This is a genomic window from Micromonospora maris AB-18-032, assembly GCF_000204155.1.
GTDB lineage: Bacteria > Actinomycetota > Actinomycetes > Mycobacteriales > Micromonosporaceae > Micromonospora > Micromonospora gifhornensis.
Map to the genome: position 1 here is coordinate 3,958,636 of NC_015434.1, position 19,726 is coordinate 3,978,361.

Here is a 19,726-nt window from a genome sequence, read left to right on the forward strand (position 1 = left end):
GACGATGGAACCGACTGCGCTGCCCCTGGCGGCACGGGACTACCTCGATCCACTTGCGGCGGAGATGGCCGCGTTCGAGGCGATCGCCCGCAAGGCCGACCTGTCGGTGCCGATGCCGGCGCAGGTGAGCCGCTACTGGCAACTGCGGGATCTGGTGGCCCATCTCGGCGGCATCCACCGGTGGGCGGTGGAGAACATCCGTACCGGCAAGCGGGCCCGGCAGGTGCCGAAGCCGGACGACGACGCCGACCTGGCGGACTGGTACCGCGCCGGAGCGGATCTGCTGCTCGACGAGCTGGCCCGGACCGACCCGGACGCGCCCTGCTGGAATTTCAGCACCGTGCCCCGGGCCGCCGGTTTCTGGTTCCGGCGGCAGTTCCACGAGACCCTGATCCACGGACGCGACGCCGACCTGGCCCTGGGCGAACTGCGACCGGTGCCGCAACTGCTGGCCGCCGACGGCGTGGACGAGGTGCTGCGGGTGATGCTGGCGGTCGGACACCGTTGGGACGGCAAGCCGGTCACCACGCTCACCGGCCCGGTGAACGTGGAGCTGTCCGACACCGGGCACCGGTGGGTGCTGACCCCGTCGGGCAACCGGGTTCCGGCGGTCAGCGGCCCGAGGGCTGCTGCGGTGGACGAGCCGGTGGCGGTGGTACGCGGACCGGCCGAGCAGGTGCTGTTGCTGCTCTGGCAGCGGTTGCCGTTCCCGGACGGGACACACCTGGTCAGCGGTGACACCGACCTGGTGCAGCGGCTGCTGAAGAGTCAGATCACGCCGTAGCCTCAGACCCCGAGGCCACCGCTGACCACCAGTTGGGTCCCGGTCACGTGCCGGGACTCGTCACTGGCGAGATAGAGGATCGCCGCCGCCGCGTCGTCGGGGGTGCCGAGTTCACCCATCGGCACCCGGGCCAGGTACGCGGTGCGGGCCCGGTCCACGTCCGGATCGAACAGGGCGAGCACCCGGTCACCCAGGTCGGTCTCGATGAGTCCAGGGTGCACCGAGTTGCACCGGATGCCGTACCGGCGCCAGGCGCAGTGCACCGCCACGGACTTGGTGAGCTGGGTGATGGCGGCCTTCGCCGCGCCGTACGCGGTGAACAGCGGGGTGGACATCAGCCCGGCGGTGCTGGAGACGTTGACGATGCTGCCGCCGCCGTTGGCCCCCATCACGCGTACCGCGGCGCGGCAGCCGAGCATGACGCTGTCCAGGTTGACCGCGAGGATGCGCCGCCACTGCTCCAGTTCCACCTCCTCGATGTCCTGGGCCTGCTCGTCGCCGATCCAGCCGGCGTTGTTGACCAGGATGTCGAGGCGTCCGTACCGGGCGACGACCGCGTCGACGACCGCGTCCCAGCGGTCTTCGTCGACCACGTCCTGAGGCAGGTACCAGGCGTTCCCACCGAGCCGTTCGACCGCCTCGGCGCCCCGCTCGGGGTCGCGGCCGGTCACCACGACGGCCTGCGCGTCGTGCCGGGCGAACAGCTCGGCGGTGGTCAGGCCGATGCCTGCGGTACCGCCGCTGATCAGGCAGACCTTGCCGGACAGCCGCATGGGTGCCTCCCTCGTCACGATCCCGCGCCGTCGAGCAGGCGCTGCACCTCGTCGTCGGTCATCGACTCCACCCGCGCCAGCACGTCGTCGAGCAGCCGATCGTCGACGGCCTGCGGGGCCAGGCCCTGCCGCACCTCGGCGGCGAGCGTGGCGAGCGTGGGGCGCTGGAAGTAGCGCAGGGCGTCGATCTCGACGCCGAAGGCGAGCTGGGCCATGGCGACCAGCCGGATCAGCATGACGCTGTCGCCACCGACCTCGAACAGGTCGTCGTCGGCGGTCACCGGTACGCCCGGCAGCACGACGGCGTAGCACTCGTCGCGCAGTCGGCGCAGGACCTGGTCGTCTCCGGTGTCGCCGGTCCGGTTTTCGGTGTCCACCCGCACCCCCTGATCAACCAAGCAACAACTAGACTATTGACTACAGTTATATCGTGAGTCAAGGCTCAAGTTCGGAGGCGACGCATGACCATGGAGTCCGATACGGAAGCCCTCCGGCGGCGACTCGACCACCTGCCGCCCGACCGGCGCAGGGCGCTGGAACGGGTGCTGCGCGCCCGCGCCGAGCCGCCCCGGTCGACCGCGCCGCTGGCCCCCCGGCCCGACCCGGACGCGCCGGCACCGCTGTCGTACGCACAGGAGCGGCTCTGGTATCTCGAACAGCTCTACCAGCGGCGCGACATCTTCGCCTTCCCCACCGCCAGCCGCCTGCACGGGCCGCTCGACCTGGCCGCGCTGCGCAGCGCCTGCGCCGACCTCGCCGCCCGACACGACTCGCTGCGCACCATCGTCACCACGATCGACGGCAGGCCCGCCCAACAGATCCTGCCCGTGGGCACTGTGGACTTCGCGCTCGTCGACCTCACCGGCACCGACCCCGCCACCTGTGCCGAGCGGGCCAGCGCCGACGCGCTCGCCGGCTTCGACCTCGCGACGCAGCCGCCACTGCGGATCCGCCTCTACCGGCTCGCCGACGACGACCACGTCCTGGTCGTCAACCAACACGTCGCCGTCGCCGACATGCCGTCCCGGGCGATCCTGCTGCGCGACCTGTGGAACCGGTACGAAGCCGCCGCGTACGGCACCGCGCCGCCCCTGCCCACCCTGCCGATCCAGTACGCCGACTTCGCCGTCTGGCAACGCGACCGCCTCGACGGCCAACGACTGGACCGGCTGCTCGACTACTGGCAGCAGCACCTGCGCGACGCGCCGCACAAGCTGGCCATCCCCACCGACCGGCCCCGCCCCGCCCGGCACGAGGGCGCCGGACGGTTCTACTACGACACCGCCCCCGACGGGCTGGGTGAGCGGGTCCACGAGGCCGCGCGGGCGTGGCGCACCACCCCGTCGGTGCTCCTGCTCGCCTGCTACCGCCTCCTGCTGTGGCAGTACAGCAGCCAGGAGGACATCGTCATCGGCGTCCCCAAGAGCGAGCGGGCCCACCCGGAGACCGAGCACCTCATCGGCTACTTCGTCAACGTGCTGCCGCTGCGCTCCCAGGTACGCGACACCGACACCGCCCGGCAGGTCATCGCGCGCGAGCACGCCCACGCCCTCGCCGCGTACGCCCGGCAGGAGCTGCCGTACGAGCGGGTGGTGCGTGACGTCAACCCGGTCCGCGAGGCCGGTGTCCCGCCGCTGTACCAGGTCTCCTACTCCTACCTGGCCGACGACGGCACCGGGTTGCCGCTGGCCCCCACCGGCCTGCGTGGCGAGCCGTTCCCGCTGCGGTCCGAGGGCACCGAGTACGACCTCGGCGTGAACGTCCTGCACGGGGCGCAGCTCGGCGCACAGTGGCCGTACAACGACGACATCTTCGACGAGTCGACGATCGTCACCCTCGCCGGGCAGTTCTGGGCGCTCGTCGCCGCCGTGGTCGACGCCGTCGACACCCCGGTCACCGCGCTGCCGGTGGTCCACGAGGCCCCCACCGCCCCGACCACCGCAGCCGGTGACGGCGCTCGGCGTACCCCGATCGACTCCCCGCTCTCGACGGTCCCGGCGGCCGCCGCCGCCCTCGGGCCGATCGGTCGGCTGCTCAGCACCGTACCCCCCGGCAGCGCCCTGGCCGACGTGGACGCCGCGCTGGCCGAGGCCACCGGCGCCGAGCTGATCCGCGTCCCCGACGACGGCAGCGACCTGACCGCGCTCGTGGACCGGCTGCGGCCCGGTCTGCTCAGCGCCACCGTGCCCCTGTTGGCGCGACTTCCCGCGGGCTGGCGGGCCCCGCAGGGCTGCGCCCTGCTGGCCGTCGGTGACCTGCACCGCGCCGCCGCCGCGCGGCTCGCCGAGCGCGCCGACGTGGTCTGGTACGGCTGCCTGCGCACCGCCGGCGGCCTGGCCACGGTGGGTCGGCTGTCGGTCGGCCCGCACCGCGTCGACGCCGGCCGACCGCTCGCCCCGCTGCGGGCGTGGACGGCCCACCCGTCGGGCCGCCCGCTGCCGCAGGGCGCCTTCGGCACCCTGCACCTGGGAACCACCGACGCTGCGGAGGCTGGCGAGCCCACCCGCTGGTACGCCCGGATCCGCGCCGACGGCCGCGTCGAACTCGTCGGCCCGGCCGACGAGCGGACCGTCCTGCGCGGGGTGCCCCTGCACCCGGGCGAGATCACCGACCTGCTGGTCGAGTGTCCCGGCGTACGCGACGCCACGACGCTCACCACCGCGGACGGCACCCTGCACGCGTACCTGGTGCTGGACGGTACGACCGACGCGTCGCAGGTACGGCAACGGTTGGCGCAGCGACTACCGGGCTTCGCCGTACCCGGGCTGACCGTGCTGCCCGCACTGCCGTACACCGCCGACGGGTACGTCGACCGGGCGGCGCTGCCCGCACCCACCGCCGACGGGCGCACCGGCGGCCGGGCCCCGTCCGGACCCGTCGAGCAGGTCGTCGTCGACGCGTGGCGCGACCTGCTGGGTCGGGCGCCCACGCAGGTCGACGACAACTTCTTCGACCTCGGTGGGCACTCGCTGATGTTGCAGCAACTGTCGGCCCGCCTCTCGGAGGCCTTCGGCGGCACGGTGCCGCTGATCGAGTTGCTGGAGCATCCGACGGTGGCCCAGCAGGCGCAGCTCGTCACCGAACTCGGCCTGGCCGAGGAGCCGGCATGACCGGGTTGCCCGAGCCGACCGGGTTGCACGAGCCGGTGGCGGCCATCCTGCGCGACGAGGTCCTCGCCGCCGTCCTGCCCGGACTCGACGTGCAGCCCACCGCGAACCTGTTCGAGTCAGGTGCCGACAGCCTCGCCCTGATCCGGCTGGTGAACCGCGCCAACCGGGTCTTCGAGGTCGAGGTGGACGCCGCCGCCTTCTTCCAGCAACCCACGAGCGACGTGCTGACCCGCCTGGTGGTGGACCAGTTGCAGGGCGGAACCGGCCCGGGAGCCGCACAGTGAGCAGCCCCGACACCGACCCGCGGCTCGGCATGAGCGTGGCCCACCGGCGCTATGTCTCCCGCGCCGACGTCCGCTACGCGGGCGACCTCGTCAACGGCGCGTACGCCCTGGCCGGGTTCGGCGACGCGGTCACCGAACTCGCCATCCGGACCGACGGCGACGAAGGGCTGCTCGCCGGCTACCGGGCCGTCGAGTTCCACGCCCCGATCCGGGCCGGTGACGTCGTCGAGTTCACGGCCACGGTGACCCGGGTGCGTACCCGGTCCCGTACCGTCGCCCTGACCTGTTCGGTGCTCTGCCGGGCCACCCCCGAGCGGGGGGTCACCGCGGCGCAGCCGCTGCAACCGCCGGTCGTCGCGGTCACCGCCGAGGCCACAGTGGTGGTCCCCCCGGCGGGCTGACCGCTCACCTGCGCACCTCACGCACGATCGTCGGGCACCTCCGCCCCCGAGGGGTGGAGGTGCCCGACGTCGTGGTGCGCTACGCCTCGTCCAGTCGCTGCCGCAGCGCCGCCCCGATGCGCGCGAGCGGCGCGGGTTCGGTCATCGACCAGTGGTTCGCCGCCACGTCGACCCGGGTCACCTGACCGCCCACGTACGGCTCCCACACGTCCGCGGTGGGCGCCTGCTCGGGCCGGTCCTCGGTGGCGGTGACGAAGAGCAGGTCGCCGTCGTACCGGCGGGGCAGGTGGTGGCGCATCGCCTCGACGTGCCCGGCGGCGGCGCGGGCGATCCCGGCGATCTCCGCGGTCCGCAACTGGGCCAGCGCCGGGTTCGCCTCCCGTACCAGCCGGGCGAGTTCCTCGTCGTCGGGCAGTACGGACAGGCCGTGATCGGTACGGCGCAGCTCGGGGTCACCGGTGAGCACACCGAGCACCTCGGCCGGCGTGGGCGGCTGGGCCGCCGGGCCCTGCTGCGGCACCGGGTAGGCGTCCAGCAGTGCCAGCACTCCGACCTGCTCGCCCCGCTCCCGCAGCCGGACCGCGATCTCGTGGGCCACCAGGCCTCCGAAGGACCACCCGAGCAGGTGGTACGGCCCCTGGGGCGCGACCGCGCGGATCCGTTCGAGGTACCGCTCCGCGAGGGCCGCGACGTCAGCTTCGGCCGAGTCCGGATCGGTCAGCAGCGGCGACTGGAGGCCGTACAACGGTCGGTCGGACTCCAGGTGCCGGGCGAGTCCCGCATAGCCCCAGCTGAGCCCGGTGAACGGGTGTACGCAGAACAGCGGCGCACGGTCACCTGTGGTTCGCAGCGGCAGCAGGACGTCGAGGCCGCCGTGCTCGGAGGCGTCGGAGAGCAGCCCGGCGACGGTCGGGGTGACGAACACCGACCGGACGCCGAGCTGCCGTCCGGTGGCCGCGGCGATCCGGTTGACCAGTTGGACCGTCAGCAGGGAGTGCCCACCCAGGTCGAAGAAGTTGTCGTCGATGGTGACCTGGTCCCGGTGCAGCAGTTCGGCGACGATCCCGCAGGCGATCTCCTCGTCACGGGTACGCGGTGCTCGTCCCCGACCTCCGTCCCGGCCGGGTGCGGGCAGCCGGGACCTGTCGAGTTTGCCGCTCGCCGACAGCGGAAGCCGGTCGAGCAGGACGAGGCGTTGCGGCACCAGATGCGCCGGTAGCACGTGGCGGGCCTCGTCGCGCACCTCGGCGACGAACTCCGCCTCCGTACGGGGACACCCGACCTGCGCCGGGGGCGCGGACCGCGACGGGTGGTCGGGACGGACGGCGTGCAGGCTGACCAACCCGGTGCCCGCGAGCAGTTCCGGCGTGTGCCGGGTGACCGCGAAACCGTGCCGGGCCAGCAGGTCGCCGACCTCGTCGGAGCGGGCGTTGTCGGTCTCCACGAGCACCTGCCGGATCAGCGGCCAGTGCTCGTCGCGGATGCCGCGCAGCACGTCGAGTTCGCTGCGTTCGACGTCGACCTTGAGCAGATCGATGCGCGACACGGCGGTCTCGTCGATGACGGCGGACAGGGTGCGCAGCGCGACTGTCACACGTTCCGGTCGCAGTCGCTCGTCGCGCAGCTCAGCCCAGTGCGGGCTGTCCGCCGACACCCCTTCGTACCCCTGGACGACGCGGGCGTCGGCTGCGGTGTCGGCGTACCGGCCCGACATGATCGACAGGTGCGGGTAGTAGGTGAAGTCGACCTCGCCCTCGGTGTCGCCGAGGCCGTGGGCGAAGGTCTGCGCCGTCAGTCCGTACAGGGCGGTGTTGGCCGCCAGCATCCGGTGCAGGGCGGGCACCGGCTCGAAGGCGTACGTCACCACATCCGGGTGGGCGCGGTGCAGGGCGAGGCTGAACATGCCGACGTGTGCGCCGACGTCGAACACGCACGCGTCGGCGGGCAGCTCCAGACGTGCCGGTGACACCGGGCCGTCCTCGAACAGCTCCCGGTACAGGAACTGGGTGGTGGCCCGGTCCGGGGCCACCACCGCGGTGCCGTCCGGGAGGGTCTGCCACGGCAGTGACTCGGTCGCGCGCAGCGCCGCCAGGCGGTGCAGCAACGGTTCCGCCGTCGGGTCCGGCACCAGGTGACCGACGAGTTGGGCGCCGCCGTCCGGGGCGGGATGGGCAGCGACCGCGGCGGACGCCACGCCGGTGTGCCGGGTGAGGGCCTCCTCCACCTCCTGCGGCTCGATGCGCAGGCCACGGATCTTCATCTGGTCGTCGACCCGCCCCAGGAACTCCAGCGCGCCGTCGGCCCGCCACCGGGCGAGGTCACCGCTGCGGTACATCCGGGCACCCGGCGGACCGTACGGGTCGGGCAGGAACCGCTGGGCGGTAAGGCCCGGCTGGTGCTGGTAGCCGTCGGCAAGCTGGCGACCGGCCAGATACAGCTCGCCGGTGACACCGATGGGCAGCGGGTTCAGCTGGTCGTCGAGGACGTAGAGGCGGGTGTTCCAGACCGGTCGTCCGATCGGCACCGGTCCCGGCTCGTCGGCACGGCACTGCCAGGCACTGACCTCGACGGCCGCCTCCGTGGGCCCGTACAGGTTGTGCAGTTCCGCGTCGAACAGCTGCTGGAAGCGCCGCTGGACCGCAGTCGGAAGCTCCTCCCCGCTGACGAAGACCCGCCGCAGGCCGGTGCAGGTCGCCGCGGCGGGCTCGGCCAGGAACGTCCGCAGCATCGACGGTACGAAGTGCACGACGGTGACCGCGTCGTCGCGGATGCGCGCGGCGAGGCGACCAGGGTCGGCCTGCTCCCCCGGTGCGGCGAGCACGAGCGTGGCACCCACCTGGTGCGGCCCGAAGAACTCCGGCACGGACACGTCGAACCCGGCCGGGGTCTTCTGCAACACCCGGTCGGTGGCGTCGAGCGGATAGTGGTGCAGCATCCAGGCGAGCCGGTTGACGATCGCGTGGTGTGACACCACGACCGCCTTCGGCCGCCCGGTCGACCCGGAGGTGTAGATCACGTACGCGGGGTGTCGGGGGTGCAGGTCGCGCGCCGGCGGGGTGGCGGGCCGGGTGGCCAGCTCGGTGCGGGTCCGGGGATCGTCCAGGACCACGACCGGTACGCCGAGGTCGGGGAGTTCGGTGTCGCCGGTGGTCAGCACGAGGGTCGGTCGACTGTGCCGTACCGCGTACCGCAGTCGCTCGGCCGGGTGGTCGGTCTCCAACGGCAGGTACGCCGCACCGGCCTTGTGCACGGCGTAGAGGGCGACGATCAGCTCGACCCGTCGGGGGATCGCCACCGCGACGATCCCCCCGGGCGTGACCCCGTGGGCGAGAAGATGATGCGCCAGCCGGTTCGCCGCCTCGTCGAGCGTCGCGTAGCTGACGGCACCCGTGTCGGCGATGACGGCGGTGGCCTCAGGGCTGCGCCGCACCTGCGCCTCGAACAGATCGGGCAGCACCGTGTCGGGTACGGGTCGGTCGGTGCGGTTGAACTCGTCGAGCACCCGCTCGCGTTCACCCGGCAGGAACAGGTCGATGGCGTCCAGCGGCTGCGCCGGATCGCGGCTGACCGCGTCGAGAAGATGGACCAGCCGCGCCCCCAGCCGCGCCACGGTGTCCCGGTCGAACAGATCGGTGGCGTACTCGAACGAGCCGAGGATGCCGGCGGGTCGCGCCTCGGTGTAGCTCTCCTCCGCGCCGAGCACCAGGTCGAACTTGGCCACGTGCAGGTCGACCAGCTCCGCGGTCACGGTGACGTCGCCCAGCGGCGGCAGGCCACCCGCCCCACCGCTGTTGACCTGGAGCACCACCTGGAACAGGGGGTGGTGCCCGGCGGCACGCGGCGGGTTGAGCGCCTCGGCGAGCAGCTCGAAGGGCAGATCCTGGTGGGCGAAGGCGGCGAGGTCGGTGTCGCGTACCCGGGTCAGCAGTTCGGCGAAGGTGGGGTTGCCGGCGGTGTCGGTGCGCAACACCAGGGTGTTGACGAAGAAGCCGACAAGGGCGTCGAGGTCGGCCTCGGCCCGCCCGGCGGTGGGTGCGCCCACGGGAATGTCGGTGCCCGCGCCGAGGCGGGTCAGCAGGGCGGCGAACGCGGCCTGCAAGAGCATGAACATGCTGACGCGGTGGCGTCGGGTCAGGTCGAGCAGGCGGGCGTGCAGCTCGGCGTCGATCGGGAAGGTGAGCAGGTCACCCCGGTAGCTGGCGACCGGGGGCCGGGGCCGGTCGGCGGGCAGTTGCAACGCCGCCGGCAGCTGCGCCAGCGTACGCTTCCAGTAGGCGAGCTGCCGGCCCAGCGGGCTGTCGGGGTCGGTGACCTCGCCGAGTTGCGCCCGCTGGCGCAGGGTGTAGTCGGCGTACTGCATCGGCAGGGGTGGCCAGGTCGGCGCCGACCCGTCGCGGCGAGCCGCATAGGCGGTGCCCAGATCGGTCAGCAGCGGCAGCAGGGAGAGCCCGTCGCTGGCGATGTGGTGCAGGACGATCATGAGCACGTGCTCCTGCGGCCCGGTGGGCAGCAGCCACGCCCGGACCGGCAGGTCGACGGCGAGGTCGAAGACGGTTGCGGCAGCGTCGGCGAGAAGGTGCGGCAGCTGTCCCGGCGTGACGTCCGGGCGGATCAGCGGTACGTGGGCGTCGGCCACGACGTGCTGCGTCGGTTCGCCGTCGAACTGCGGGTAGACGGTACGCAGCACCTCGTGCCGGCCCACCACGTCGTCGAGCGCCACCTGCAGGGCGTCCGGGTCCAGCGGCCCGGTCAGCCGCAACGCCATCGGCACGTTGTAGGTGGCGCTGGGGCCTTCCATCTGGGCCAGGAACCACAGCCGCCGTTGGGCGTAGGAGAGCGGCACCCGCTCCGGGCGTCCCGGCTCGCCAGCCGGGACCGCACCGGCGTCCGCGACCTGCGGCTGCCCGGCCGGTGCCGCGACCTGCGGCTGCTCGACCGGCGCCTCGACCTGCGGCTGTTCGGTCGGTGCCGCGAGATCCCGGTCGTCCGCGCCGCTGCCGCCGTCCAACGTGTGCGCCATCCCTGCCACGGTCGGCGTGTCGAAGATGGTCCGGATCTCCAGTTCGGCACCGAGCCGCTCGCGTACCCGGTTCACCAGCCGCACCACGAGCAGCGAGTACCCGCCCAGGTCGAAGAAGCTGTCGTCGATGGTGACCGTGTTTACCCCGAGCACCTCGGCGAAGAGTTCGCAGAGCACCCGCTCCGTCTCGGTACGCGGCACGCGTCCCTCGGTGAGCTGCGGCGCGGGTAGTGCCGCCTGGTCGATCTTCCCCACCGTGGTCAGGGGCAGTTCGTCAAGTACGACGTAGCTGCCGGGTACGACGCCGGCGGGCAGTTCCCGGGTCAGGTGTGCGCGCAGTTCGGCCTCCCCCGGCACCCGGGACCCGGGAACCAGGTACGCGACGAGCCGGGGACCGCCGGGCAGGTCCGTACGGAGCAGGACGGCGGCCTGGCGTACCTCCGGATGGCTGGCCAGACAGGCCTCGATCTCGGTCAGCTCGATCCGTACGCCGCGCAACTTGACCTGGGTGTCGATGCGCCCGAGGAACTGCAACTGGCCGGTCTCGCTCCACATGCCGAGGTCTCCGGTGCGGTACATCAGCTCACCGGGACGGAACGGGTTCGGTACGAACCGGGCGGCGGTCAGCTCCGGGGCGTTGAGGTAGCCGCGAGCCAGCCCCACACCGCCGACGGTGATCTCGCCGGGCACCCCGACCGGGCTGGGCTTGTCGAAACGGTCGAGCACGTAGACGAAGCGGTTCGGCATGGCCCGACCGATCGGCGGCTGTCCCCGCCATTCCCGGTGCTCGCAGACGTAGTAGCTGCACCCGATGGTGACCTCGGTGGGGCCGTACCCGTTGACGAAGCGACGGCCCGGGGCCCGCCACCGGTTCACCAGGTCCCCGGGCAACGCCTCACCACCGACGAGGATCTTGCGCAGCAGTGGGTAATCCGCCGACGGGATGAGGCTCAGCACCGCCGGCGGAGCGCCCAGATAGGTGATGCCCTCGGCCTCGATCACCCCGGACAGCGAACCGGGGTCGCTGCGCAGCTGCTCCGGCGCGAGCACCAGGGTCGCTCCGGAGGTGAGCGCGGAGAAGATCTCCCCCTCGGCGAGGTCGAAGTTGACCGCGGCGTACTGCAACATCTGATCGCCGGGTCCGAGTTCGAACACCCCGGTCATCCAGGAGACGAAGTTGGACAGTGCCCGGTGTTCGATGAGCACGCCCTTGGGCCGTCCGGTCGAACCGGAGGTGTAGAGGACGTAGACCAGCGAGGACTCGGTGACGGGCGAGGGATCGGCGGATGCCGGCGCGGCGTCGATCGCGGCGGCGTCGAGGTCCAACCAGACCGGCTCCCAGCCGGTGCTGTCGGGGAGGCGATCCCGTACCCGGGAGTGGCTGATCACCACCTTGGCGCCCGCGTCGTCGAGCTGGTAGGCGAGCCGGTTGCGGGGGTGGGCGAGATCCAGTGGGAGGAACGCGGCGCCCGCGTTCATCGTGGCGAGGAAGGCGACGACTGTGTCGATGCCACGTTCCAGGGCGACCCCGACGATGTCCTCGTGTCCGACTCCGCGACCCCGCAGGTACCCGGCGAGGCGGTCGGCACGCTCGATCAACCCACGGTAGGTCAGTTGCTCGTCGCCGTGGCGCAGCGCGACGGTGCGCGGCGTCCGCGCGGCCTGGGCGGCGATCTGCAGGTGCACCGGTTCCCGCAGGTACGGCCGGCGGGCACCCTGCCAGGCCTCCAGGACCCGCTCACGCTCGATCGGGGTGAGCATCGGCAGCTCGCCCAGTACGGTGCCGCTGTTCGCCGCCACCGCCTCCAGCACGGTGCACAGATGCCCCACGAGTCGTTCGATGCGGGGTACGGCGAACAGGTCGGTGCGGAAGTCGGCGGTGATGTGCAGCGCCTCGTCGTCCTCCCGAACGGTCAGGGACAGGTCGAACGGATGCCGGTCCAGTCCGGCGTCGACAAGTGCGGCGCGCACCTCGGGCAGGTCCAGCGCGGCACCGGCAGCGGCACCGGGCAGCAGTTGCAACCCCACCTGGAACAGCGGGTTGCGCCCGGCTTCCCGGTCCGGACGCACCGCGGCGACGACCTTCTCGAACGGTACGTCCTGGTTGCGCCAGGCACCCAGCACCGTCTGCTGTACCCGGTCGAGCAGTTCGTCGAAGGTGGGGTTGCCGCCGAGATCGGTGCGGAGCACGACCATGTTCACGAAGTGGCCGATCATCTCCGGCAGCTGCGGACGGTGTCGGCCGGTGGTGGTGGTGCCGATGACGATGTCGTCCTGACCGGTGTAGCGGGACAGGACCGCGTCGAAGGCCGCGACGAGGGTCATGAACAGCGTCGCGCCGCGCCGACGGGACAGCTCGCGCAGGGCCGGTACCACCGCGCCGCGAAGGACCGTCGTCACGCTCTCGCTGCGGTCGGAGGGTACGACCGGCCGGGGGAAGTCGGTGGGCATCGCCAACGTCGGCAGGTCCCGCAGCGTCCGCTGCCAGTAGTCCAGCTGCCCGGTCAGCAGTTCGTCGCCTCGGCTGCGCTGCCAGACCGCGAAGTCGGGGTAGTGCACCTGCGGTACGCCCAGCGCCGGTTCGGTGCCGGTCACCGCGGCCCGGTACAGCTCGGTCAACTCGGCGAGCAGAGTCTGCGACGACCAGCCGTCGACGCAGATGTGGTGCATGGTGAGGGCGAGCAGGTAGTCCTGCGGGCCGAGAACGGCGATCGTGGCCCGGAACAGGGTCTCCCGGTCGAGGTCGAAAGGCCTGTCGACGGCCTCGCGGGCCCAGCGGGCGACCGTGCTGTCGCGTTCGTCGTCCGGGGTACCGGACAGGTCGACGACTGTCACGGCGGCCCCGGCGTCGTGGACCACCTGGACGGGCCGACCGTCCTGGTCGACAACAGTGGTACGCAGTGCCTCGTGACGGGCGACGAGGTCGCGCAGGCTGGCGCAGAGTGCGCCGATCTCCAAGCGTCCGCGCAGTCGGAAGGTGGCACCGAGGTTGTAGGTGCTGGTTCCCGGGTTCAGCCGGTCCAGGAACCAGAGGTGCTCCTGCAGGTAGGACAGCGGCAGCGGATGGGTGCCGTCAGGACGTCGCCTGATCAGGTCCTGCTCCGGTTCGGCGAGGCTGCCGGTGAGCCTCCTGAGCACCTTGTCCCGCTCGTCAGCCGGAAGTGAACGGACCCGATCGCCGAAGCTATCCATAACCACCCCGCCTGTTGCATGACTGTAGTCTTCAAGCCGTGACCACAGTAATGTCAACTGCATGCAGCGTCAACGAATCCCCCTCGACCCTCCAACGAGGACGCGCGCCGCCCACCGGACGAGGTTTACCGAGAATCCCACCCGGCGCATATTTACAAGAGTTACGGCGATCAGTAACGATGCATCAGGTAGTGGATCGCCAACACACGGTTGGGAGGTTGTCCGGTGCTTACCCCTCACCTCATCGACTGGCCCTGGTAAACCCACCCATCCGGTGCCGTGCGGGCCGCGTTCCAACGGCCCGCACGAGCCCCGGCCAGCACGCCGGAGCGGCACCCACTCGTCCGGTCCGACCGCCCACCAGTTGTCACAGTTGTGAACGGCGCGGTCAGCTACACGGTCAGCGGGCTGCACAGCGTCGCTGCGCTCACCATCGTCCTCACCGCCGCTCACCTCTTCCGCCGGCTCGCCCGGTTCGTCGGCCAACCGGGGGTGGTCGGGGAGATCACGCTGGGACTGCTCGCAGGCCCGCTCATCCTGACGCTCGGCGGCGAGGACGCCCGCCAGGCCCTACTTCCCGCCGACGTCCTGACCGTCCTGCACCTCTGCGGTCACGTCGGCCTCGTCCTCTTCCTCGTCGCCACCGCCACCGAACTCACCGCCTCCACAGTGTCCCTACGTGGTCGGGTGATCGCCTGGGTGACGGCCGGGACGCTGTTCCCGTCGCTGGCGGCCGGCGCCGCACTGGCCGGGTGGCTGCTCTGGCAGAACGACCCGGACCTGCGCGGCAGCGCTCCCCGACCGGCGTTCCTCATCTTCATCACCATCGCGCTCACCGTCTCGGCGGTGCCCGTCCTCGCCCGCATCATCGCCGACCACCGCCTGACCGGCACCCGCGCCGCCAGACTGTCCCTGTCCTCCGCGGTGGTCGTCGACGCGATCGCCTGGCTACTGCTCGGCACCGCAGTCGGTCTCGCCGGCACCGGCACCCATGCGGCGCTGACCGCCATCCTGGTGCTCGTCGGCGGGCTCGGTGCCTCGCTCCTGCTCCGCCGTCTGCTCGCCACCCGTACCGTGCCGCCGGCGCTCGCCCGACACCCATACCCCGTCGCCGCGGTGATCGCCATGGTCGCCCTGGTCGCCGCACACGCCACCGAGTCCGGCGGACTGACCGCGATCTCCGGCGCCTTCCTCGTCGGGCTGTGCCTGCCGGCAAAGCAACCCTGGACGGCGGCCGCTGTCACCCGGATCAACCGTCTCGGCACCGCGCTGCTGCCGGCGTTCTTCGTCGCCACCGGCCTCACCGTCTGGTCCACCGGGGCCACGGCCGTCCCGTGGTTGGCGATCACCGTGGCGACCGCCCTCGCCGTGATCGGCAAGACCGTCGGCAGCTACGTCGGCGCCCGCCTGGCCGGCGAGACGCCACACACCGCGCAGCGGATCGGGGTGCTGCTCAACGCCCGCGGCCTCACCGAGATCGCGCTGCTGCAAGCCGGACACGCCGCCGGCATCGTGACCGGGCAACTGTACCTCGCGCTTGTCGTGATGGCCCTCGTCACCACCGCCATGACGGGCTGGTCGCTGCGACTGGTGGACCGCCGCCAGCACCGCGAAGTCCACGGTGGAGAACTTCCGACAGCGGACAGTCAGCCCCTTGAGGGGCCGAAGGCAATTCACTAGATTCTATGGATCACCTTCGACATCGAGGAGAGTGACAAGATCGCACACATCGATCTGGGGGTGCAGGAGTCCGAGTTCCCCGGCATCCGTGGGCCGCTGCGCTTCCGACCGGAGACCGGCCGACCGTTGCTCGACCTGGTCGAGGTGCTGCTGCGCGGACCACACTCCCTCACCGCAGGGGAACGGGAACTGATCGCCGCGTACGTCTCCGGCCGCAACGAGTGCACCTACTGCTGCTCGGCGCACTCGGCTTACGCGGCGGCACAACTCGACGAGGGCATGCCCCTTGTCGACCAGGTTCACGCCGACCCGGACCGCGCTCCGATCTCCGCGAAGCTGCGTGCCCTGCTGCGTATCGCCGCCGCCGTTCAGGTCAGCGGACGCGACGTCACCGCCGACCTGGTCCAGGCCGCGCGCACGGAAGGTGCCACCGACCTCGAGATCCACGACACGGTCCTGATCGCGGCGGCCTTCTGCATGTTCAACAGGTACGTCGACGGCCTCGGCACCCTACCGGCAGCCGACCCAGGGTGGTACGCGCAGGCGTCCGAACGGATCGCCACCCACGGCTACCTACCGGTGCTGGACCGCTGAGCCGTACCGGTCATCGCTGTCAACTCGCCGACCGAATGAGGGCGTGACGTCATGGCACACATCGACCTGGGCGTGGACGAGACCGAATTTCCCGGGGTACGGGGGCCGTTGAAGTACCGCCCGGTCACCGGCAAGCCGATGCTGGAACTGGCGGAGACCCTGCTGCGTGGGCCACTCAGCCTGCCGACGGCCGACCGCGAGTTGATCGCCGCGTACGTCTCGGGCCTCAACGAGTGCACCTACTGCTGCTCGGCCCATTCGGCGTTCGCCGCCGCGCTGCTCGACGAGGGCATGTCCCTGGTCGACCAGGTACGCGCCGACCCGGCCACGGCACCGATCTCCGCCAAGCTGCGCGCCCTGCTGCACATCGCCGGGGCGGTGCAGCGCAGCGGACGCGACGTGACCACCGAACTGGTCGATGCGGCCCGCACCGAGGGTGCCACCGACGAAGAGATCCACGACACCGTCCTGATCGCGGCGGCCTTCTGCATGGTCAACCGGTACGTCGACGGTCTCGGCACCTTCGCCCCGAGTGATCCGAAGTTCTACGACGAGACGGCCCGCCGGGTCATCAGCGTCGGCTACCGCAACACCGTCTGACTTTCACCGTCCGCTGAGGTCAGCCGACGGCGCTGCTCACCGCGCTCCGGGCACCCCGGCGTCGCGGGATCGTCGGTCTCGTGGTGGCGGGCTGGCGAGCACCCGCAGTGGTGCCATCAGGCGACGGATCGTCCCCGGCCGGGTCCGGTCCCGCACCCGCGTGCGCAGCAGCGCCAGCCCGTCGCCCTCCAGGTGGTCGAAGGCCCACGGCCGGCCACCGATGCCGAGCAACAGGGCTTCGGCGCGACCGCGTACCACCGGTCCGCTGCCGTGCGTCCATCCGGTGTCGGTCGCCTCCAGTCGCAGACCGTGCAGCCGGTCGCCCATCGTGTACCCGGGTGACGGCCGGTCGGTCAGGTGACGGAACGCCACCCGGAGCCGTTCCTCCGGGATGTCGCGGGCAATGTTCAGGGGAACCCGCATGTCCAGGTCGTGCAGCAGCACGTCGGTCAGGACCGGGTCGTAGCCGGAGCGCGGGATGGTGGTACGGGAGGCGGCGTGCCGCCGCAGCGTCGCCACGATCTCCTCGACCGGTAGGCGGGCGGCACGACGGGTCAACCGGAGGTTGAACCTGTCGAAATCGGCGCCGGTGGTGACGATCGCGGCGTAGATCTTCAGTTGGCCGAAGCGCAGGTAGGTGGTGAGGTGGGCGGCGACGTCGTGGACCGTCCAGCCAGCACAGAGACTCGGCTGGCTCAGTTGTTCGGCCGTCAGCCCGTCCAGGAGGTCGGCGGCCCGGTGCCGCTCGTCGACGATCATGTCGAACACCCGCATGTCGGACAGCGTATTGAGGTCGACCGCGCTCGGCATCCGCGCGCGTGCCGTCCTGACCGGTGGCGACCCACCCCGCCCGACGGCACGGATCGCCGGGCGAGGCAGCAAGGCGGCAGGCGACGGGCGCCGGTCAGTCGAAGTCGGCCGGGCTGAACTCCTTGTGCTCGACCAGGACCAGCCAGTTGCCGGAGTTGTCGCGGGCCACGGCCTCCACCCCGTACGGGCGGTCCGCCGGCTCCTGGAGGAACTCCACGCCCTTGGCCCGCAGGTCGTCGTAGGTCTTGCGGCAGTCGTCGACGGCCAGCCCGAGGGCGAACAGACTCCCCTCGTCGCGCGCCCGGGCGAACAACTCGGCCACCTCCGGCGACAGCGGTGGCCCGGGAAGTTGCAGGTGCACCTCCAACTCCGGTTGGCCGGGGTGGCCGACGGTGCACCAGCGGTAGGAGCCGTCGCCGATGGTGATGTCGGTGCGCTCGACGAAGCCGAGCACGTCGATGTAGAACGCCTTGGCGGCGTCGATGTCCTTGACGAAAACGCTGGTCAGCGAGACGTTCGTAATCATGGGAGCCAGGCTAGGCCCGGTCGGCGCCGGGGCGGCTTCTCCTAGCTTGCGGCGTCGTCGCGTCGCTCGGCGAGCCCCCACATGAACACGAAACAGCCCGGGATGTGCGGGGTGCCGGCCTGCGCCCAACGGCGCTGAAACTCGCTTGGTGACTCGCCGACGAGTTCGCGGAACCGGCTGCTGAACGAGCCGAGGCTGGCGAAGCCGACCGCGTAACAGACCTCGGTCACGGTGAGGTTGGTGGCCCGCAACAGGTCCTGGGCCCGCTCGATGCGCCGTTGCGACAGGTACGCGGCCGGCGAGAGCCCGTACGTGATGGTGAACAGTCGATGGAAGTGATATTTGCTGATGCCGGCGACGGCCGCGACGGCGGCGAGGTCCAACGCCTCGGTGTAGTGGCGGTCCATGTGATCGCGTGCCCGTCGCAGGTGAACCCGCAGGTCGCCGGGAGCACGGCTCGGTGGTCGGCTCATCACGGGCCAGCTTATGTGACAGGCAACGCGAGAATGATCCGCATGACTGTAACGAACCAGCCTGGTCGTACGCCTATCCCGGGTGTAGACAGGATTCCGATCATGGCGGCGGCGCGCGGGGCGGTTCTGCCGCCCGCCAGGGATCCACAACATGAGAGGGGGGCTGGTGCGGGGCGAACTGCAACGCATCGTCGACGCCGTCGCCGCCCACGCCGGACGTCCCGCACTGATCGAGGACCGTCGGCAACGGGTCGTCGTGTACAGCGAGCAGAACGGGCTGACCGACGAGGTCCGCCGGGCATCGATCCTGCGCCGGCAGAGCAGCCCGGAGGTCGTCGCCTGGGTACGTGACCTCGGCCTGGCCGACGCACGCGGGCCGGTACGCACTCCTGCCCGGCCGGACCTCGGCATGCTGCCCCGGTTGTGCGTGCCGGTACGGCACCACGAACTGCTGCTCGGCTACGTCTGGTTCATCGATCCCGACGGCACCATGACCGACGTCGACCTGACCGCCACGGGGCTGCTCAAGGAACTCTCCCTGGCGCTGTACCGGGAGAACCTGCTCGGCGAACTGGCCGCGCAACGGGAGACCGAGGCGGCCCGTACGCTGCTCGCCGACAGCCCGGAGACCCGTGACCAGGCGGCCCGTGCCCTGCTGGAGGCGGGGATGATCGCCGCCGACGGGCCCCGGACGGCGCTTGTGGCACGGCTTGTCGCACCCGCGCAGCGGCAGCCGGACGAGTTGGCCCGGATCGCGCTGGAACAGGCGCTGGTGGCCGCCCGCCGACGGGCCGGCATCAGGGAGGCCCTGCATCTGATCCGCCACGACCACGGCATACTGCTGCTACCGGCCGAGCCGGTCGCCGGACGGCCCGCGCCCGAGATCGCCGCCCGCCAACTCGACGAGGACCTGCAACACGTCACCCGCGCACTCGGCTCGGTGGAACGTACCGTGGTCGGTGTCGGTCAGACGCGGGCGCGGCTGGCTGACGCCGCCGAGTCGTACGTCGAGGCTCTGCACGCGGCACGGGTCGGTGCGCAACTGCCGGCGCTGGGCCGGGTCGTCTTCTGGTCCGGCCTGGGCAGCTACCGGGCGCTGGCCCGACTCGGCGACCAGCAGCTCACGGTGGCCGACGTGCATCCCGGCCTGGCCCGGCTGCTGGCCACCCCGGGCAGTCAGGTCCTGCTGACCACACTCGAGCGGTACCTGGACCAAGCCGGCAACGCGCACGCCACGGCCGCCCGGCTGCGGCTGCACCGCACCACCCTCTACTACCGACTGCAACGGATCGAGGAACTCGCCGACACCGACCTCAAGGACGGCGACGAGCGGCTCTGCCTGCATCTGGGGCTCAAGCTGGCCCGCCTGACCGGGCAGCATCGGCCCGAGGAGTAGACCATCTGCGACACACGTAGCAACCCCGCTCCGAGATCTTCGACAGGTGCCCGATGACCGATGGCGGGCCGATCCCTAGGTTC

14 protein-coding genes are annotated in these 19,726 nt (G+C 71.5%); 8 read left to right on the forward strand and 6 right to left on the reverse strand.

Annotated elements, in window-relative coordinates; all coding sequences use genetic code 11:
* The first annotated feature begins 4 nt into the window (after window positions 1-4).
* Window positions 5-784, forward strand: coding sequence for a maleylpyruvate isomerase family mycothiol-dependent enzyme (locus tag VAB18032_RS17490; RefSeq protein ID WP_013734207.1), 780 nt, complete (start codon window positions 5-7; stop codon window positions 782-784).
* Between the two features lie 2 nt (window positions 785-786).
* Here the strand turns inward: VAB18032_RS17490 and VAB18032_RS17495 are convergent, their stop codons facing one another.
* Together VAB18032_RS17495 and VAB18032_RS17500 are read right to left on the reverse strand one after the other, a co-directional pair.
* On the reverse strand, window positions 787-1,557 hold the full coding sequence (locus tag VAB18032_RS17495; RefSeq protein WP_013734208.1) for an SDR family NAD(P)-dependent oxidoreductase: 771 nt from the start codon (window positions 1,555-1,557) through the stop codon (window positions 787-789).
* Between the two features lie 14 nt (window positions 1,558-1,571).
* Window positions 1,572-1,934, reverse strand: coding sequence for an acyl carrier protein (locus VAB18032_RS17500; RefSeq protein ID WP_158309506.1), 363 nt, complete (start codon window positions 1,932-1,934; stop codon window positions 1,572-1,574).
* A gap of 84 nt (window positions 1,935-2,018) precedes the next feature.
* Between VAB18032_RS17500 and VAB18032_RS17505 the strand changes: the two genes are divergently transcribed.
* Genes VAB18032_RS17505 through VAB18032_RS17515 form a run of 3 tightly spaced genes read left to right on the forward strand, consistent with a single transcriptional unit; the run spans window position 2,019 to window position 5,352 of the window.
* A complete protein-coding gene (locus VAB18032_RS17505) occupies window positions 2,019-4,667 on the forward strand; it encodes a condensation domain-containing protein (protein WP_013734210.1) in 2,649 nt (882 codons plus the stop codon).
* Window positions 4,664-4,951 carry an acyl carrier protein gene (locus VAB18032_RS17510; RefSeq protein WP_013734211.1) on the forward strand — a complete coding sequence of 96 codons (288 nt, stop codon included), beginning with the start codon at window positions 4,664-4,666 and terminating at the stop codon, window positions 4,949-4,951. Before VAB18032_RS17505 ends, VAB18032_RS17510 begins: the two co-directional genes overlap by 4 nt.
* 29 nt (window positions 4,952-4,980) lie before the next feature.
* A complete protein-coding gene (locus tag VAB18032_RS17515) occupies window positions 4,981-5,352 on the forward strand; it encodes an FAS1-like dehydratase domain-containing protein (protein ID WP_043724764.1) in 372 nt (123 codons plus the stop codon).
* 79 nt (window positions 5,353-5,431) lie between these two features.
* Here VAB18032_RS17515 and VAB18032_RS17520 read toward each other — a convergent pair whose 3' ends face one another.
* Window positions 5,432-13,510 carry a non-ribosomal peptide synthetase gene (locus VAB18032_RS17520; RefSeq protein ID WP_013734214.1) on the reverse strand — a complete coding sequence of 2,693 codons (8,079 nt, stop codon included), beginning with the start codon at window positions 13,508-13,510 and terminating at the stop codon, window positions 5,432-5,434.
* A gap of 429 nt (window positions 13,511-13,939) precedes the next feature.
* Between VAB18032_RS17520 and VAB18032_RS17525 the strand changes: the two genes are divergently transcribed.
* From VAB18032_RS17525 to VAB18032_RS17535, 3 genes are read left to right on the forward strand one after another with little or no spacing between them, the layout of a single operon-like run.
* Window positions 13,940-15,244 carry a cation:proton antiporter gene (locus tag VAB18032_RS17525; RefSeq protein ID WP_013734215.1) on the forward strand — a complete coding sequence of 435 codons (1,305 nt, stop codon included), beginning with the start codon at window positions 13,940-13,942 and terminating at the stop codon, window positions 15,242-15,244.
* A gap of 39 nt (window positions 15,245-15,283) precedes the next feature.
* Window positions 15,284-15,838, forward strand: a complete 555-nt coding sequence (locus VAB18032_RS17530) for a carboxymuconolactone decarboxylase family protein (protein ID WP_043721114.1) — start codon at window positions 15,284-15,286, stop codon at window positions 15,836-15,838.
* A 51-nt stretch (window positions 15,839-15,889) separates the two neighbouring features.
* Window positions 15,890-16,438 (forward strand): carboxymuconolactone decarboxylase family protein, encoded by a 549-nt coding sequence (locus VAB18032_RS17535; protein ID WP_013734217.1) that lies wholly within the window; start codon window positions 15,890-15,892, stop codon window positions 16,436-16,438.
* Window positions 16,439-16,474: 36 nt separating this feature from the next.
* Here VAB18032_RS17535 and VAB18032_RS17540 read toward each other — a convergent pair whose 3' ends face one another.
* The 3 genes from VAB18032_RS17540 to VAB18032_RS17550 all read right to left on the reverse strand — a co-directional run bounded on the left by VAB18032_RS17540 (window position 16,475) and on the right by VAB18032_RS17550 (window position 18,247).
* Window positions 16,475-17,212, reverse strand: coding sequence for a maleylpyruvate isomerase family mycothiol-dependent enzyme (locus tag VAB18032_RS17540; RefSeq protein ID WP_158309507.1), 738 nt, complete (start codon window positions 17,210-17,212; stop codon window positions 16,475-16,477).
* A 130-nt stretch (window positions 17,213-17,342) separates the two neighbouring features.
* A complete protein-coding gene (locus VAB18032_RS17545) occupies window positions 17,343-17,774 on the reverse strand; it encodes a VOC family protein (RefSeq protein ID WP_013734219.1) in 432 nt (143 codons plus the stop codon).
* 41 nt (window positions 17,775-17,815) lie between these two features.
* The gene (locus VAB18032_RS17550; RefSeq protein ID WP_043721121.1) at window positions 17,816-18,247 is read right to left on the reverse strand and encodes a helix-turn-helix transcriptional regulator; all 432 of its coding nucleotides are present in this window, start codon (window positions 18,245-18,247) and stop codon (window positions 17,816-17,818) included.
* Window positions 18,248-18,398: 151 nt separating this feature from the next.
* Between VAB18032_RS17550 and VAB18032_RS17555 the strand changes: the two genes are divergently transcribed.
* Complete coding sequence (locus tag VAB18032_RS17555; RefSeq protein WP_086011286.1) at window positions 18,399-19,643, forward strand: PucR family transcriptional regulator; 1,245 nt, start codon at window positions 18,399-18,401, stop codon at window positions 19,641-19,643.
* Window positions 19,644-19,726: the final 83 nt, after the last annotated feature.

What these genes read in the sequence shown, in the direction of transcription:
- VAB18032_RS17505 (WP_013734210.1), top strand. Translation starts at nt 2,019, where the DNA reads ATGACCATGGAGTCCGATACGGAAGCCCTCCGGCGGCGACTCGACCAC.
- VAB18032_RS17495 (WP_013734208.1), bottom strand. Translation starts at nt 1,557, where the DNA reads ATGCGGCTGTCCGGCAAGGTCTGCCTGATCAGCGGCGGTACCGCAGGC.
- VAB18032_RS17490 (WP_013734207.1), top strand. Translation starts at nt 5, where the DNA reads ATGGAACCGACTGCGCTGCCCCTGGCGGCACGGGACTACCTCGATCCA.
- VAB18032_RS17535 (WP_013734217.1), top strand. Translation starts at nt 15,890, where the DNA reads ATGGCACACATCGACCTGGGCGTGGACGAGACCGAATTTCCCGGGGTA.
- VAB18032_RS17510 (WP_013734211.1), top strand. Translation starts at nt 4,664, where the DNA reads ATGACCGGGTTGCCCGAGCCGACCGGGTTGCACGAGCCGGTGGCGGCC.
- VAB18032_RS17555 (WP_086011286.1), top strand. Translation starts at nt 18,399, where the DNA reads ATGAGAGGGGGGCTGGTGCGGGGCGAACTGCAACGCATCGTCGACGCC.
- VAB18032_RS17540 (WP_158309507.1), bottom strand. Translation starts at nt 17,212, where the DNA reads ATGCGGGTGTTCGACATGATCGTCGACGAGCGGCACCGGGCCGCCGAC.
- VAB18032_RS17545 (WP_013734219.1), bottom strand. Translation starts at nt 17,774, where the DNA reads ATGATTACGAACGTCTCGCTGACCAGCGTTTTCGTCAAGGACATCGAC.
- VAB18032_RS17550 (WP_043721121.1), bottom strand. Translation starts at nt 18,247, where the DNA reads ATGAGCCGACCACCGAGCCGTGCTCCCGGCGACCTGCGGGTTCACCTG.
- VAB18032_RS17515 (WP_043724764.1), top strand. Translation starts at nt 4,981, where the DNA reads ATGAGCGTGGCCCACCGGCGCTATGTCTCCCGCGCCGACGTCCGCTAC.